The sequence below is a fragment of the Nautilia profundicola AmH genome (assembly GCF_000021725.1).
GTDB classification, from domain to species: Bacteria; Campylobacterota; Campylobacteria; order Campylobacterales; family Nautiliaceae; genus Nautilia; species Nautilia profundicola.
Genome location: NC_012115.1, coordinates 1,187,215 through 1,203,407 on the forward strand (window position 1 = coordinate 1,187,215; position 16,193 = coordinate 1,203,407).

Annotated in this window: 17 protein-coding genes; 7 read left to right on the forward strand and 10 right to left on the reverse strand. The window is 33.5% G+C overall.

Going from position 1 to position 16,193, the window contains the following annotated elements; all coding sequences use genetic code 11:
* Position 1: 1 nt before the first annotated feature.
* From selD to yedF, 6 genes are all read right to left on the reverse strand, one after another.
* Positions 2-1,045, reverse strand: coding sequence for a selenide, water dikinase SelD (selD, locus tag NAMH_RS06350; RefSeq protein WP_015902081.1), 1,044 nt, complete (start codon positions 1,043-1,045; stop codon positions 2-4).
* Positions 1,046-1,075: 30 nt separating this feature from the next.
* Positions 1,076-1,432: a DsrE/DsrF/TusD sulfur relay family protein gene (locus tag NAMH_RS06355; protein ID WP_012663494.1), complete on the reverse strand. Its 357-nt coding sequence runs from the start codon at positions 1,430-1,432 to the stop codon at positions 1,076-1,078.
* A 112-nt stretch (positions 1,433-1,544) separates the two neighbouring features.
* The gene (locus NAMH_RS06360; RefSeq protein WP_015902163.1) at positions 1,545-1,826 is read right to left on the reverse strand and encodes a heavy-metal-associated domain-containing protein; all 282 of its coding nucleotides are present in this window, start codon (positions 1,824-1,826) and stop codon (positions 1,545-1,547) included.
* Between the two features lies 1 nt (position 1,827).
* Entirely contained in the window at positions 1,828-2,424 is a 597-nt protein-coding gene (locus NAMH_RS06365; protein WP_012663743.1) for a mercuric transporter MerT family protein, read from the reverse strand.
* Positions 2,424-3,536, reverse strand: a complete 1,113-nt coding sequence (locus NAMH_RS06370) for a transglutaminase domain-containing protein (protein ID WP_012663634.1) — start codon at positions 3,534-3,536, stop codon at positions 2,424-2,426. Before NAMH_RS06370 ends, NAMH_RS06365 begins: the two co-directional genes overlap by 1 nt.
* 8 nt (positions 3,537-3,544) lie before the next feature.
* Positions 3,545-4,141 carry a sulfurtransferase-like selenium metabolism protein YedF gene (yedF, locus tag NAMH_RS06375; protein WP_015902371.1) on the reverse strand — a complete coding sequence of 199 codons (597 nt, stop codon included), beginning with the start codon at positions 4,139-4,141 and terminating at the stop codon, positions 3,545-3,547.
* A 336-nt stretch (positions 4,142-4,477) separates the two neighbouring features.
* Between yedF and fdhD the strand changes: the two genes are divergently transcribed.
* From fdhD to NAMH_RS06400, 5 genes are all read left to right on the forward strand, one after another.
* A complete protein-coding gene (fdhD, locus tag NAMH_RS06380) occupies positions 4,478-5,275 on the forward strand; it encodes a formate dehydrogenase accessory sulfurtransferase FdhD (protein ID WP_015901963.1) in 798 nt (265 codons plus the stop codon).
* A gap of 9 nt (positions 5,276-5,284) precedes the next feature.
* Positions 5,285-6,010 carry a winged helix-turn-helix domain-containing protein gene (locus NAMH_RS06385; protein ID WP_015902694.1) on the forward strand — a complete coding sequence of 242 codons (726 nt, stop codon included), beginning with the start codon at positions 5,285-5,287 and terminating at the stop codon, positions 6,008-6,010.
* Positions 6,007-7,239 (forward strand): molybdopterin molybdotransferase MoeA, encoded by a 1,233-nt coding sequence (locus NAMH_RS06390; protein WP_015902357.1) that lies wholly within the window; start codon positions 6,007-6,009, stop codon positions 7,237-7,239. Before NAMH_RS06385 ends, NAMH_RS06390 begins: the two co-directional genes overlap by 4 nt.
* 49 nt (positions 7,240-7,288) lie before the next feature.
* On the forward strand, positions 7,289-8,677 hold the full coding sequence (locus NAMH_RS06395; protein WP_012663502.1) for a transporter substrate-binding domain-containing diguanylate cyclase: 1,389 nt from the start codon (positions 7,289-7,291) through the stop codon (positions 8,675-8,677).
* A gap of 63 nt (positions 8,678-8,740) precedes the next feature.
* Positions 8,741-10,132: a transporter substrate-binding domain-containing diguanylate cyclase gene (locus NAMH_RS06400; protein WP_012663702.1), complete on the forward strand. Its 1,392-nt coding sequence runs from the start codon at positions 8,741-8,743 to the stop codon at positions 10,130-10,132.
* Here the strand turns inward: NAMH_RS06400 and NAMH_RS06405 are convergent.
* The 4 genes from NAMH_RS06405 to NAMH_RS06415 are packed head-to-tail and all read right to left on the reverse strand — an operon-like array spanning position 10,110 to position 13,362.
* Complete coding sequence (locus NAMH_RS06405; protein ID WP_012663994.1) at positions 10,110-10,661, reverse strand: response regulator; 552 nt, start codon at positions 10,659-10,661, stop codon at positions 10,110-10,112. The genes NAMH_RS06400 and NAMH_RS06405 overlap by 23 nt on opposite strands.
* Complete coding sequence (locus NAMH_RS09280) at positions 10,648-10,791, reverse strand: hypothetical protein (RefSeq protein WP_015902728.1); 144 nt, start codon at positions 10,789-10,791, stop codon at positions 10,648-10,650. The genes NAMH_RS06405 and NAMH_RS09280 overlap by 14 nt, the downstream gene beginning before the upstream one ends.
* Positions 10,778-12,268, reverse strand: a complete 1,491-nt coding sequence (locus NAMH_RS06410) for a sensor histidine kinase (RefSeq protein WP_015901938.1) — start codon at positions 12,266-12,268, stop codon at positions 10,778-10,780. The genes NAMH_RS09280 and NAMH_RS06410 overlap by 14 nt, the downstream gene beginning before the upstream one ends.
* On the reverse strand, positions 12,265-13,362 hold the full coding sequence (locus NAMH_RS06415; protein ID WP_012663769.1) for an ABC transporter substrate-binding protein: 1,098 nt from the start codon (positions 13,360-13,362) through the stop codon (positions 12,265-12,267). The genes NAMH_RS06410 and NAMH_RS06415 overlap by 4 nt, the downstream gene beginning before the upstream one ends.
* A 134-nt stretch (positions 13,363-13,496) precedes the next feature.
* On the opposite strand from NAMH_RS06415, the gene NAMH_RS06420 reads away from it, so the two are divergent.
* Positions 13,497-15,152, forward strand: a complete 1,656-nt coding sequence (locus NAMH_RS06420) for a 4Fe-4S binding protein (protein ID WP_015902799.1) — start codon at positions 13,497-13,499, stop codon at positions 15,150-15,152.
* Positions 15,142-15,879 carry a TorD/DmsD family molecular chaperone gene (locus tag NAMH_RS06425; protein ID WP_015902112.1) on the forward strand — a complete coding sequence of 246 codons (738 nt, stop codon included), beginning with the start codon at positions 15,142-15,144 and terminating at the stop codon, positions 15,877-15,879. Before NAMH_RS06420 ends, NAMH_RS06425 begins: the two co-directional genes overlap by 11 nt.
* Positions 15,880-16,193: the final 314 nt, after the last annotated feature.

A 16,193-nucleotide genomic window follows, 5' to 3' on the forward strand; every position in this document is an offset into this window, starting at 1 on the left:
ATTAAATTACTTTAATAAATTTCTCTTCTTTTTCTTTCACGTTTCCTATAATTTTTGCAAAAACGCCTTCATTTCCGGCTCTTTTTAGATATTCTTCCGCTTTTTCCTGAGGAAGTGATATTAGTAGTCCTCCGCTTGTCTGAGCGTCAAACAAAATCATCTGCTCTTCAAAACTAAGATTTCTAACAAACTCCACATATTTTTCAACAAATATCTGATTGTTGTAGCTTCCGGCAGGTATAATACCCATACTCGCCTGGTTGATCGCTTCACTTATAAACGGTACTTTGTCAAACTCTACCTCAATTGTGAATTTCTTGCCGCTCATTTCATAAAGATGCCCGAGCAGTCCGAAGCCCGTAACGTCCGTCATTGCGCTTACACCGATTTCCCTTGCGATTATACTTGCCTTGTAATTAAGGGTTCTTAAAATTTCGGCAACTTCACTCGCTACTTCGTCACTCACCAGATCAGCTTTTATAGCGGTTGTAAGTATCCCCATTCCCAGAGGCTTTGTAAGGATTATTACATCATCTTTTTTTAAAGTATTGTTTCTAATCATCTGCTTAGGGTTCACAACCCCTGTAACACTGAGTCCGTATAGCATTTCAGGCGTTTCAATCGTATGGCCTCCGGCAAGAACGCCTCCGCACTCTTTAATTTTATCCTCACCGCCTTTTAAAATCTCTTTTAATACTTCCCTGTCGTGGTGACACGAATCAAATCCCACAAGGTTAAGTGCCGTTTTAACGTCACCGCCCATGGCAAATACATCGCTTAGCGAATTTGCAGCGGCAATCTGCCCGTAAACGAAAGGGTCGTCAACCACAGGCGTTATGAAATCAACGGTCTGAACAAGTGCAATATCATCCGTTATTTTATATATGCTGGCATCTTCATTGCCTTCAAATCCTACAAGCAGGTTTTCATTGCTGCATCCTAAAACGCAGGTTGTGTCGTTTAGCTCCTCCGGAGCCAGTTTACCCGCTCAGCCCGCTGCTCTTACGTATTTCGTTAGTTTGGCTTCATTATTTAATTTTAGCATTGCCTTCCTTTACCAGCGTTTCAAATTTTATTAAAAAGTAAGCACCTGGTCACACTCTTCAACCCAGTCTGCCAAATCATTCATTGTTGCTTTAATTTCAGGTGCAAAGTAAGGTTCGTTTTTATAAATACCGCATCTTGCCTGACATGTTCCGCAGACTTTCAGTTTCACTCCGTCTTGATACATTTCTTTAAGCATTGCCACAAGATCGTTGTCGTAATTATCCGGTTTTTTATTGCAGTCTCTTGCCAAATCCACAGAATCGTTCATAAGGAAAATTCTCACATCATGCCCGCGTCCGTGCATGTTTTTAGCCAGTCTCAGTCCGTTCCAAGCCACATCGCTTCCGTCATAAGGTTCTCTATTGAATATAAATAATACTTTCATTTTCACTCCTTTAAATTTAGTTATTTGTTATTTATTAGTTTTTTTATTGATTTGATATTTAGTCACGATTGTAAATATACCAACCATAAACTAATTCTTCATTCTCAACTATTCACTTTTCATTTTTCACTTCTAAAACTTTCCCCTTGTATCCCACCACTTCAATGGCGTGTAAAAGCTTTGACGTATCCGTTTTGGCGTCATCATACACAACTGTCGCTTTTTTAGTGCTTAAAAGCACTTTTGCCTTTACTACACCGGGTGTGGTTTTAAGACTTCTTTTAATGGCGCTCGTGCACAAAGGACACGTCATGCCTTCAACTTCTATTATTACCGTTTTTTCAGCTGCAAAAAGCGCTGAAACAAAAATAAGCCCGATAAAAAATTTCTTCATATTATTCTCCCAAGAGTACGTACTGAGCCCAGTACGGATAGCTTAGCATTATAGCAACAAAAACAGTCCCTATACTCAGATATTTCACATAATTTTTGCAAATACTACCCTCACACACAGGTCTTTTGCGAAGTCTGAAAAACCAGTTCCACCAAAGATAAGCGATAATCACAACCGCCGCCACCGTAAAATAATCCCTGTACGGTGCAAATACATGTAAAAATGAAAGGCTCCCCACACTCACACCGAACATTAAAAAAAGTAAAGGTCCAAGACAGCACATACTCGCAAGTACAGCCGTTGCAACAGCTCCCGCTATCAGCGCCCAGAATGATTTGCTCTCTTTATTGCCTCCATTTGGAGGCAGGTCAAGTTTGCATTCATAACCTTTCACGATTCTGATAACGGTGTTTTTGCCGTCTTTTTTCGTATCTGTAAAAAGCCCCTGGTTTTGGGCGAATCTTTTAACGTTTTGAACGGAAGAAAAAGAATTTACCTCAACTTCGAGTATCCCCTCTTCCATCTCTTCAAGCGCGTCTTTGGTCCTGAGTACAGGTTCGGGACACGCCAAATCTTTACAGTCAATTCGTTTTACCATTAAAACAGTTCCTGAGACGTAATCTTATACGCAAAACTTTTAGGTACGTAATAATTAAGCACCTCATCCTCAACTTCTGCATACGGATATCCGAACATGTTAAGAGGATACTGGGTCGGTTTAGGATAAAGCACGAAATCCCTCGCATGGTTAAACCCTACCCAGTTCATCTCCCATGAATGCAGGTATCTTTTGATAAGCTCCTGCACTTTCGGATCGTCGTATTTTCTGCCTTCTACAAGTTCAAGTTTTGTAATATCCGCCGGATCAGTCGGAATCCACCCAGCTCCCGGAATGTAATATTCAGCCCTGCAGTGCTGCCATGTGGTAATATCGGCAAAGCCGTTTTTGTCGCTTTTTCCAAGCGCTTTAGAAAAATGGCTCTTACCGAGCCTTATTCCGAATACTTCCCTGGCAGGCACTCCTGCAGCTCTTGTAAGCGCTGTAAAGAGTGAGCTTAAATCGGTACATTTTCCTCCGTAGTATCCGTTTTTGTAGATATCTTCTATATCTTTTTGTGTTACCATTTTATTAACATCACCTTTACCGCATCCCACAACTTTATTATCCCTGAACGTATGTTTCGTACACCAGTAATAAATAGCCTTTACTTTTTCAAATCTGTCGGTTTTACCCTGTGTGATTCTATCAGCCAGAGCTTTAATGATTCCGGTTGTCGGAATATGTTCGGTCGGTTTTAAAAACTTTTTAACATCTTCCGGTATCGGCAGGTTTTGTTTGCTTGTGGCTTCTATTTTTTCAATAGGTACGCTTCTTGGTTTAGTTTCGATTATCATTTCAAGGTATACAAGTTTTTTATTAGGTGATTTATTCCACTCGGCATAAAACGTGTTTGCGTTGTATTCGTTCATTGAATTGATATCGTAATCGTTATAATTCCCAGCAAATTTCAAAAACTTAACCCTCTGATAATCAGCGTTAAAAGGCAGCGGATTCCAAAGCCTTGCAGGATATTCCTTTTCGTAATATCTGATATCAAAAGCGTAATTCACCTTAAATCTTCTAACCTCATCATTTGCACTGACAACACTCGGCATCGCAGCCGCTGTACCTAAAGCAACACCTGTTTTTAAAAAGTCTCTTCTTTTCATTTTGTCCCTTATAAACTTATAACTTCAGTATGTAAAAGCATATCCATCGTATCGTATGCGTTTCCGATTTCCCCTACTTTTAAATCTTCGGCAGGTATATTGTAGTGATTCATGCATAACCCGCACGAATAGATCTTTACACCTCTTTTTTCAAATTCTTTAAGTATTTCTATTACTTCGGCATTTTCTTCTTTTGTGGTTAAAAACACGCCTTCGTTTACGAAAATAATATTTTTAGGAAGTTTTTTAAATTCAAGCGTCGTTTTTAAAAACCCTTTCATAAGGATACTTCCAAGCTCTCCGTTTCCGACTTTGTCAGTTTTGATAAACAGGGATTTGTTTAAAAACTTCTCCTCCTCTTCTTCATCCGCAACAATAGCGCACTCATACCCCTTAACGATTGTTATTAACGTATCTCCGTTTTCAAGCTCTTCGACTTTCGGTTCAAACCCGTTATTCATTGCGTATCTTTTTACGTTTTGAACGGATGAAACAGAATTTACAAGCACTTCCAAAATCCCCTCATCCATCTCCTCAAGCGCTTTTTTTGTCTCAAGCACAGGCTGAGGACAAGCCATATTACGACAGTCTATTTTTTTATTCATTTTAGATCCTTTTTAGTGTATAGTGTGTAATTGTAATTAGTGGTTGATAATACACGATACAATATATTAAACAGCATTGAAACAGTGTTGAACTTATGAATGATTACCCACTACTTATTTAAATTTTAAAATTAACAACAAATTTTATTGTTTTGATTTTGCTTGAAGTACATCATGAAGCTATTAGTAGACGCTGCTTCATGTGTTTGTCCGGTCCCCGGACCTTACAGCATGAATGAATTATAGCTCACTTTTCTTAAAGAATTCTTAAAGTTTCATAAATATAAAAAAAACTTTTAACTTTTTTGATACTATATAAAAAAACAAAGGGTTGATATGGAACCTGTTTCAAAATTAAAAATCAAAAAAGTAAAAAACGGCAAAAAGTTCGATTTTGAAGATACGTTAATCAGGGAAATAAAAACGGATATCCACATAAACGGTAAAAAAGTGGTATCCATGATGGCAACCCCTGTGGATCTTGAAGCGCTTGGAGTAGGATATCTGATAAGCGAAGGTATTGTAAATTCTATAGACGATATCGAAAAAATTGAGCTTAAAAATGAAGGCCTCATAATAGACGTAACGGCAAAAGCCGACACCAAAAAAATAGAAAAACTAAACGAAGAAGCGATAATTGTCAGCGGCTGCGGTAAAAGCGTAACTTCAAACATAAATATCGAGCCTGAAAAAATCGAAGCCGAAAAAATAACTTCCACAAAAACAATCACCCCCGAAGAAATTTCAAAACAAATGAATGAATTTTACAAATCATGCCCTCTATATGAAAAAACGGGATGTGTTCACACTGCAAGGATTTATTTCAATGAGAACACATATTTTGACGCGGAAGACATCGCCCAGCATTCAACAGTGGATAAAGCTGTAGGAAAAGCCATAATGGCCGGTTTAAACCCCGCTGAAGGTATCATGATGGTAAGTGGTAGGCTTAGCAGTGAAATGATAGTAAAGGCTGTTATGCATAAGATCCCTATTTTGATATCAAGAACGGCCACAACATGCCTCGGCGCAAAAATAGCGGATACGTTCGGCCTCACCCTGATCGGTTTTGCGAGAGGCGATAAAATGAACATATACACCCACGACTGGAGAATTGAAGAAGTGAAAAATTAAGGAGATATAATGAATACCATAAAAGATCTAATCGAAAAATATAAAAACGACGAGAATAAACTCACATGTGCAAAAGCTTACGTAGTAGCCAAAAAAGCGGGGGTTGAGCCAATTACGGTAGGCAAAACGGCTGATGAGATGGGTGTAAGAATCACCGACTGCGGACTCGGACAGTTCGGAAAACTTGATTTTACCGATAATTATGAAAAAGAGATAATCGACGAACTGCAAAAACTTGCGGATGAAAAAAAGAGGGTTTACTGCAAAGACGCAAGAAAGCTCGCCGAAAAATACAACCTCAAAAAAGTAAGAAGTGCCATTAAAGATAACGGATTTGAGGTTATTTACTGCGAACTCGGAGTGTTTAAAGAAAAAAAACGCCCACGTGCATACATTAAAACAAAAATCTGGATTGAAAACAATAAAGGCGAACTGCTTTTCGGAAAAGGCAAAACGGAAATACTCGAACTTATACAAAAAGAAGGTTCAATCGCAAAAGCGGCTGAAAAAATGGGCTTAAACTACAAAAAAGCGTGGAATCATATTAAAATACTGCAAAAGAATCTTGAAGACGAGCTTGTAATAGCTCAAAAAGGCGTAAAAGGCGGCACTACCCTCACTCCGAAGGCAAAAGAATACATAGAAGTATACAAACAGCTTGAGAGTGAGATTCAGGAATTTGCCGATAAACGTTTTAAAGAGCTGTATCTAAAAAAACTGAAAGGGAAAAAATGACAGTTTTAGACAACATATCATATTCCGAGGCGCTTGAACTATGCCTAAAAAACGCAAAACCTAAAAAAACACACCAAAACATATATATAAACGAAGCGTTAAATAGGGTTTTGGCAGAAGATATTATTGCAAAAAGAAATTCTCCGGTATTCACCAACTCCGCAATGGACGGGTTCGCTTTTAAACACTCATCCGATAAAAAACTGAAAGTAATAAAAACCATTTACGCCGGTGACAAATATGAAGATTTTGAAATAAAAGAGGGGGAATGCGTCCGTATTATGACGGGTGCCAGGGTTCCAAACGGCCTTGATACTGTTATTCCAATCGAAAAGTGTGAAGAAGTAACCGATGAATATATAATGATTCCTGAGATTAAAAAAGGAGCCAATGTAAGAATTAAGGGTGAAGAGATTGCAAAAGGAGATGTGTTAATTAAAAAAGGCGAAAGAATAACCCCTGAAATCATTGCAATGCTTGTAAGCCAGGGAATCGTAAACGTTCCTGTATATACAAAGCTGAAAATCGCGGTGCTTTCAACCGGAAACGAACTTAAAGAGCCATGGGAGAGTGCCGACGAAGAGGAAATATACAACGTCAACTCATATGCTATCGAAGCGCTGTTAAAAAAATTCGGCTTTAGTGCTGATATTATAGGTTTAATACCAGATTCACTTGAAAAAACCGTAGAATATATAAAAACTCTCAAAAACGAATACGACGTAATAATAACAAGCGGAGGTATAAGTTTCGGGGATGCGGACTTTTTGTTTGAAGCGTTTAAACAAAACGGACTTAAGGAGTTTTTCCACGGAATCATGGTAAAACCGGGACGCCCGACAATGGCCGGGATTATGGGTGAGACATTCGTATTCGCAATGCCCGGAAATCCTCTTAGCTCATACATAAACACATTCGCACTTGCCATACCTACGCTTAAAAAATTAAGTGGCGCGGATAAATACTACTTCCAAAGCATTACGGCCGTAAATAAAAGTGACTTTAAAGTAAACGCAAAAAAAGACCATACAATATTAGGATATTACGAAAACGGAGAATGGGAGGTATATAACGGTTACAAATACGGCTCAGGAATGCTTACTCCTTTAATTAAAAGCAACTCTTTAATGCTTTTAAACAAAGGAAAAGATCTAATAAAAAAAGGTGAAATTTTAAAAATAATTCCATTTGATGCTGGTTTTGGTAAAAACAAATTTACTTTTAATTAAATTTGGAGTATAATATATTAAATATATATTAAAAAAAAGGTTAAGTTTTATGAAAAAACTTCTAATTTTGTTGTGTGCATTGGTTTTATTTGCAAACGATGTAAATTTAACAAAAGAAGAAAAAAATTATATAAACTCTCATACTTTTAAATGTATTATTTCTACATCATGGGCTCCTTTTAATACTATGATCAATGGAAAATTAGAAGGTATTTCGGTAGATTTTTGGAAACTCGTAAAAAAGAAACTTCATTTAAAATCTCATTGTATTATCGCACCATCATGGTCAACTGTATTAGATGCAATTAAACACAAAAGAGCAGATTTAACCATTGGAACGGATATAACATCTGAAAAGAAAAAATTCGCTATTTTTTCAAAGCCGTATGCAACTTTTCCTATAGCTATCGCAACCAAAAACGATGTGGGTTTTATAGGTTCTATGATATTTTTACAAAATAAAAAAATAGCAGTAGGAAAAAACTACACTGCAGCACAATTATTAAAAAAATATTTTCCGAATTATAAAATCATAGAAGTTGAAAACACAAAAAAAGCGCTTGAATTAGTCAATAAAGGAGAAGCTTACGCAGCAATAGACATTATGCCCGTTTTAGTTTACAATATAAACAAATATGAATTTGCAAATTTGAAAATAGCGGGTAAAACACCTTGGAAATTTCAAATTAGATTTATGTTATCAAAAGATAACGAATTATTAGTTTCTGCGATAAACAAAGCAATCGACACCATAACCGACAAACAAAAAAAAGAGATATATAAAAAATGGATTCATGTCACATATCAGCAAGGATATTCCCTTAAACAGGTTTTACTTATTGTTTTCGTTTCTTTTATTATTATTGTCGCATTGGTTTACTGGATAAGAATGTTAAAAAAAGAAATAAATAAAAGAAAAGAGATCGAAAAAGAACTTCAAAAATTATCAATTATTGATTCTTTAACCGGGATATTCAATAGATATAAAATTGATACGGCTTTAAAACAGCAAATTTCTTATTCCAAACGTCATCATTTACCTCTGAGCGTTATTTTTTTCGATATTGATCATTTCAAAAAAATAAACGACACATACGGTCATAGAATTGGTGATAAAATATTAAAAGAAATTGCAGACATTATAAAACACTCTTTAAGAGAATACGATATTTTTGGAAGATGGGGAGGTGAAGAGTTTATTATTATTCTTCCTAACACCAACCTCCTTCAGGCTATCAAAGTAGCAAAAAAACTTAAATCGCTTATAGAAAATCACAGATTTAAATACATTGACGGATTAACCTGTAGTTTTGGTGTAACGGAACTTATGCCAGAGGATAATAGCGACTCCATTTTAATAAGGGTGGATTCATTCATGTATGAAGCTAAAAAAAGAGGAAGAAATCAAATTGTTTCCGATCTTAATTTTAAGTTTTAATATTCATTAAACGGTAAAATTTATATATACTTTCATATTTACAATGAAAAAGGGGTGGTTTATATGAAAGTTTTTTTTGCTCTGTTATTTAGTATTTATATTTTATCCGCAGATACAAAAATTCATTTAACAAACTCGGAAAAAGAATTTATAAACACTCATACGATTAAATGCATTTTAACTCCCAACTGGGCTCCTTTTAATACTAAAATTAACGGCCATATTGCCGGAATAGCCGTTGATTACTGGCAGTTAATAAAACAAAAACTGCATATAAAATCAAAATGTATCACTACCTCAGAATGGATAAATGTATTAAATGCAATAAAAAACAAAAAAGCTGACATTACATTAGCCACAAGTGAAACAAAAGACAGAAAAAAATACGCAATCTTTTCAAAACCTTACGCTACATTCCCTATAGCTATTGCAACAAGAAACGATGTGGGATATATCGCTTCTATGAAATTTCTAAAACACAAAATCATAGTTGTCGGAAAAAATTACACCGCAGCAAAACTTTTAAAAGAAAGATACCCTAATTACAATATACTTGAAGTGAAAAACATCCAAACCGCACTCGATATGGTTAGCAGCGGTAAGGCATATGCGGCAATAGACATCATGCCGGTATTAATATACAACATAAACAAATATGAATTTGCCAATCTCAAAATTTCCGGTAAAACCCCTCTTGAATTTAAAATGCAGTTTATGATTAGAAACGATTATACACCTTTGGCAAGTGCCATTAATAAAGCAATTGACACCATCACACCTTATGACAAAGAAAAAATTTACGGTAAATGGATTTATGTAAAATATCAAACAGGTTTTAGTGTAGAACAAGTTTTAACATGGGCGATAATAATAGGTATACTTATTACCATTTTGTTTGTTTACTGGATAATAAGATTAAAAAAAGAAATAAAAAAAAGACATAAACTTGAAGAAGAACTCAAAAAAATATCTTTTTATGACTCTTTAACGGATATATACAACAGATATAAAATCGACTTATCTTTAAAAAGCCAAATAGAGTTGGCTAAAAAATATAAAATACCTTTAAGTATAATATTTTTTGATATTGATGATTTTAAGAAAATAAATGACACATATGGACATAAAGTCGGTGATGAAGTTCTGATAGAACTTTCCAAATTAATTAAAAGAAACATCAGACAAACTGATATATTCGGAAGATGGGGAGGTGAAGAGTTTATTATTATTCTTCCTAATACCGACCTTACAACCGCCACACACATTGCAAATAAATTAAAAAAAGCTATAGAAGAACATTCGTTTCCAATAATAAAACATTTAACATGTAGTTTCGGAGTTACGGAGCTTAAAGACAATGATTCATTAAACACGCTTACGGTAAGGGCGGACTCGTTTCTTTATGAAGCTAAAAACAAAGGTAAAAACAGAGTTATTTCAGATTTGAATGTATAAACAATTCGTCCAATTTATTTACATTTATTTTATATTTTCTTTTAGGAAGTTTTTGTAAAACCTCTTTATCCTGTAATTCTTTAAATAGTTTGATAAGAGTGGGTTTGCTTATATTAATTTCGTCCATAATATCATTATACGACAATGCAAAAGTAAACTCTTCGTCCATGTTTTTAACAATCATTTTAATAACCTCAAGCTGTTTACTTTCACAAATAACCGAAGCGATTTTAAATAAAAGAGTACTGTTTATAAGTTCTTTTTCCTGGTACTTAGGCAAAAGAATTTCGTATAAACTATCAAGAAGTTCTTTTATTTTGATAGGTTTTACAAGATAATTTACGGCTTTGAGTTTTATCGCATCAAGAAGATAATCTGTCTCGGTATATGCAGTTGTAAGAATAAACGGAATTTCAATACCGTTTTGTTTTAAAAACGATATAAACTCAAGTCCGTTTTTATCTCCTATTAAGATATCGCTAATAATCACATCAATATGTTTTTCTTTTAAAACTTTATATATATGCATCCGTAGTATTGTCAGTTGTATAAATATTTTTAACGAAGTCCTCAAGAATTTCGCTTAAGTTCTTAAGAAGACTCGTATCATCTTCAATGTATAAAACATTAAACTCTTTTAAAATATCATAATTTTTCATCTACATCCTTTATCGGAAGCGTTATCTCAAACATTGCGCAATTATACATAATATCCGTTCCCATTTTATGTTTAATATTAAGAGCTTTAATTTTTCCTCCCATATGTTCTTCAATAATCTGTTTGGCCATATAAAGTCCTATTCCACTACCTTTATCTTTTAACTTAGTTGTAAAATACGGTTCGAAAATTTTTTCCAAATATTCCTCTTTTATTCCTCCCCCGTTATCTATTATACTGATAATTATACCCTTTTTTTCTTTTTTAACTACAATCAGTATTTTTTTATTTTCAATGCTGCTATTCTTTAACGAATCGATTGCATTATTTAAAATATTCAGACAAACATGGGAAAGCTCATTTTTATACCCTAAAATTTTTACATCTTCTTTTATCTTAACATCAATTTTTATATTAAATTTTTCAAGCATGTGAGAAATAAGCTGTTTAGAATGGCATATACATTTTTTAATACTTAAAGTTTTCTTTGTTTTGTCCGGCCTGAAAAAATTTTTAAAATCATCTATTGTTTTAGACATGTTATCTGCAAGTATAAGAGCCTCATCGGTTTTTTTGTCAATATATTCGGGAGTCAGCTTATTCATTTCGTTTTTGAGTTTTATTGATTGCAGTATAAGAGAAATACTGCCAAGAGGCTGTCTCCACTGATGAGCAATATTTTGCAGCATTTCCCCCATGGCTGCAAGTTTACTCTGCTGAAACATGATTTTATCTTTACGTCGGTTTTCCTCAACCGCTTTTTTAATTCTTTTTTCAAGGTTTTTATTTATTTCTTCTAATTCTTTAGTTTTTTCCCTTACATTCTCTTCAAGTTCTATATGTACTTTTTTAAAGTTTTCAACAATTAAAATCATAAGTGTTATACTAAACACAAACACTACAACAATACTCATTACAGAAGCTTTTATAACAAATGAAAACCTTTTATCGGTTTTATTTTTCTGCTCGATAGCTTTTTTAATATTTGAATTAATAATATCTGAAAGATAAATATTTATAGTATTAATATTGTTTTTTAATTCCTTAAAATCAACCTTGGAAGTTTTTAAAAACGTTTCAATCTGTTCATTTATACGTTTTTTTAATTTTAATATATTTTTTATTACCAAAGCTTCGAAGCCTTTTGTAGGCATTTGTTTATCCAAATAACATTTCCATTCTTTTTCAATTAATTCTTTTGCAAGAGATATAACCTCTTTTGCTTGTTTAAGATTTATTTCATTATTGTTGTATTGATTGATAGTTTCATAAACATTTATTTTATAAAGGTCTTTTATATTTTCAAGTTTTACGACAGGAACGGTTCTTTTTTGAAAAAGCGTATCGATATCGTTTTTAAAAGTAAATATGGAATATTGCGAAAGCACAATTATTGTTATCATTGAAAAGAGTATTACAAAAATTAATAATTTTGTTTTTGCAAAAAACCCTAATTTATCTAAAAATTTAAAATTCATCTCAACTCTTTAAACGAATGATTGTTGTATTCAAAAAGATACGTTTTATTTAAAAGCTGGTTATTTTTATATTTGATGCTTATTCCTTTTAAAAAATTTTTCGGTGTGTTTTTAATTATATTTACTAAATGAGAAGGAGAATATGGAAAAGTTAATCTTTCAAAAGCCCTTAATAAAATTTTATTGGCCAAGTATGCTTCAAAAGCAAAAAAAGACGGCTGTTGATTTGGAAAAAGTTTTTTCAAATCTTCTTTGAACAAAACCGCTTCTTTTATTGAAGGATCATTATAATATGGAACAACTTCTGAAAAAATTATATTATCTGTCTTTTTAAGAAGTTTAACCAAACTATCGGGATTAACAAATGATATCGTGCAAAAAACTGCATTAGGGTCAATTTTTCTGTATTTTTCTATAAACATTGCACTTACTTTTGAAGTACTACCCATAATAATCGCCTGAGGTTTGTTATGTGAGATTTCGTTAAGTGCGGATGTAATAAAAAAAGTATTTCTTTTGTACGTTCCCACAGCTGATAAAGTTAGATTTTTATTTTTAAGTACTTCATACGTATGATAATAAATTTCATTACCGTATTCGTCATTTTGATAAAAAACAGCAATTTTGGTTATTTTACGTTTAATTAAATAATTGATTATTTTTTTTATTTCATCTTTGTATGACGCACGGAAATTAATAACATACTTGTTTCTTCTTAAGAATTCAGCTCCTGTAAACGGGGCATATAAAAAAATTGAATTATCATTCAAAAAAGGTAAAATTTCTTTTACCGTAGGTGTTCCGACTATACCGTATAATAAAAAAACTCCTTTTTTATAAAGTGTTTTTATATTTTCTTTCGTAAGTTTAGGTTCATATTTATCATCTAAAAAAACATATTTTATTTTCTTTTCAAAGCCATCTCCATAAATTTTAAAACTGACTTCTGTTCCCAATTTTACGGAATTACCCATTTCATTCATTATACCTTTTAAAGGTAAAGAAGAACCTATTAAATATTCTTTTTTTGCATTGTTCAATATATAAACGATTAATACGAATATTAGAAGTAAAAAAGTTAATATTTTTTTCACATTCAAACCTTTACTATCATTAAAACATATAATTGTGCCATTATTGTGCCTATACACATATAATATTTTTACTATTTAAGCAATCATTAAGTTTAATAGTGTTATAATGTTTTTATCAATTAAAAAGGCTCAATATGTACGACTATGTATATTATTCCAAAGATTTAGATTTTCCACTGCCGGAAAACATAACCCACCTTAGAGAAAAAACCTCAAAAGCTATTATATCCAACTCCAGAGAAATTGAATGTGAAATCTATGCCCCTGAAATAAACTTTTATATAAACAATTCAAAAGACACTGTTTTAAATAAGATTAATGCTTTAGAAAAACTATATGAAATAAGAAGTATCAAATTCGACAATGCAAAATATAACGAATACCAAAAAGAAATAGGTAATAAAGTGCTTATTATAGGCTCAAAAAATCAAGCCGAGCAGATAAATACCGAAAACTTTGAAGTTTATTACGCATTGCCGGAATGGATAGAAGATATTAAAGGCACAATCGGAAACCTTGAATTTAAAATAAACAAAAACGGTGAAAATATTAATTTAACGGTTGATCAGGCTCTCTGGTTTAATGCTCCAGAAATTGCATATAAACAAAGAGGAATTATAGATCCTATCGATATCGGAATTGAAAAAACCCACGAAATACTAAATAAAAGAGCAGGAATATACAACTACCGAAACTACATAACCTATGATATTAACCTGTGTCAGTACAACGGACGGGTTTTAAAAGAAACCTGCGGCAACTGCGTAGATGTATGCCCTACCAATGCAATACTCAAAATCGATGAAGAAAAAAAATTGCTTTTTTCCCATATAGACTGTGACGGATGCGGAGGATGTGTAAGCGTATGCCCAAGCGGCGCACTGGATTTCAGTGCAGTTCCAAGAGAGACATTTTACGAAATTGCGAAATTTTTTAAAGGACATATTCCTCTGATTATTCCAGAAAACTTAATAGAAGTCTTAGATATAGAATTAAAAGAACACGTACTTCCTCTGGCGGTTGAAGGAGCTAAATTTTTAGATGAAACGCATTTTTTAACTCTTTTTCAAGAGAGTGCTTCTCAGATTGTTTTTTATACCGACAGACTTTCAAAAGGAGAAAAAGAGGCAATCAGACTCATAAATGAAATAAGTATAAGAAAATATAAAAAAGAAGCCGTTTTACTTGCCCAAAACATAAATGAGCTTAAAAAAGCCCTTGAAAAAGCACAGATTGTACCTGAAGCATCTTATACTACAAACACTCACAATCTTAAAAAAAGAGAAAACTTCGCAATAAGACTTTCTCATATAGTCGAAAATGATGATTTGGGAGTAATAGATTTAAGTGAAAACAAATACATCCATTACGGCAAAATAGAAATCGAAGAAGACAAATGCACCCTTTGTATGGGCTGTGTAAGTGTATGTAACGCAGGAGCCCTTACCGCTCATCCTGAGGATAACTCACTTAAGTTTGATGCGGGAGTATGTACGGACTGCGGATACTGCGAAATAGCATGTCCCGAAAAATGCATTAACGTAATCTACGACAGTCTCGAGCTAAACCCAGAGTATTTCGGACAGAAAACCATGGCAAAAGACGAACCGTTTCACTGCATAATGTGCGGCAAACCATTCGCTCCTAAAAAATCCATAGAAAAAATAGCATCAATCCTGCTTCCGATGTTTACGGATGAAACAAAAAGAAAATCAATCTACTGCTGTGAGGAGTGTAAAGCAAAACTCGTCTTTAATGACTACCTCGAAAGGAAATTAAATGCAAAATAGGGAAATTAACGAAGGAAGGGCTTTTTATTACGGTTTTTTTTCAAAACTTTTTACGTTTACTTATGATAAGGAGAGATTTGCGGGTGTAAAAGAAGCAGCTGAAATTTTACACAACTACGCACTTGAAGAAAATTCAAAAAAAGCGCTTGAACACTTCTTGCAAAATTATAACGAACAAAAACTTGCAGAAGAGTTTGACGAAATATTTTACGACCTCTCCCAAGACCCGGTCCCCACAACCGCTTCATTTTATGATGAAGAAATAGAAAACGGCAAAATGAAAGTAAAAATGGTGGATATTGTTCTCGGGTCAAAATTTAGAAAAAACGAAGAGTATAAAGATAGTGAAGATGATATCGGTTTCATTTTTCCTTTTATGCAGTATCTAATTTTAGAAAAACTAAACGGCGATGAAAAATCAGAATGGCTTGAGGGTAAAACGTTTGACGTACTCAATACCTTCATAGACGATTTTGCAGAAAACGTCTATATGCACCAAGCATCAAATCTTTATAAAGATATCGCCGTGGTTTTAAAAGCGTTTGTTGAGAGTGAGAGAATCTTCCTTGAAAAACCGAAACCGGTTATAGAAAAAATAAAAAAAGAAGTATGTGAAGTTTGCATTGCCGATGAAGAAGCCGCACTTAGAAAAAAACGTAAGAAAAAAGAGAGCGAAAACCTCGTATGTAACCTTGAAGAAGGCGGAGACGTTGAGGATGAAGTTTAAAAAAATGAAAAGTGAAAAGTGAAAAATGGACAATGGAAAATTAATAAATTATTCTCTGAAACATATTGCTTTAAGAAAACATCTGCAGCGTAACGGTCGAAATTTCTTTGAAATTTCGGGTACCGTAGCGAAGCCGTTTGAAAAAAGCAATATGTTTTCAGAATCAGCAATTATGTTTTCTTTTGTTTTATAAAAAAAAGATATAACCGCAGAGCTTACCGAGCTTTGCCGTTATCTCTTACGAGATAAATCCGAACATTGTACTCCTAAAAGCACTTTTAGGAATCCGGCCTTGTGAATTCTAAAATTTATAA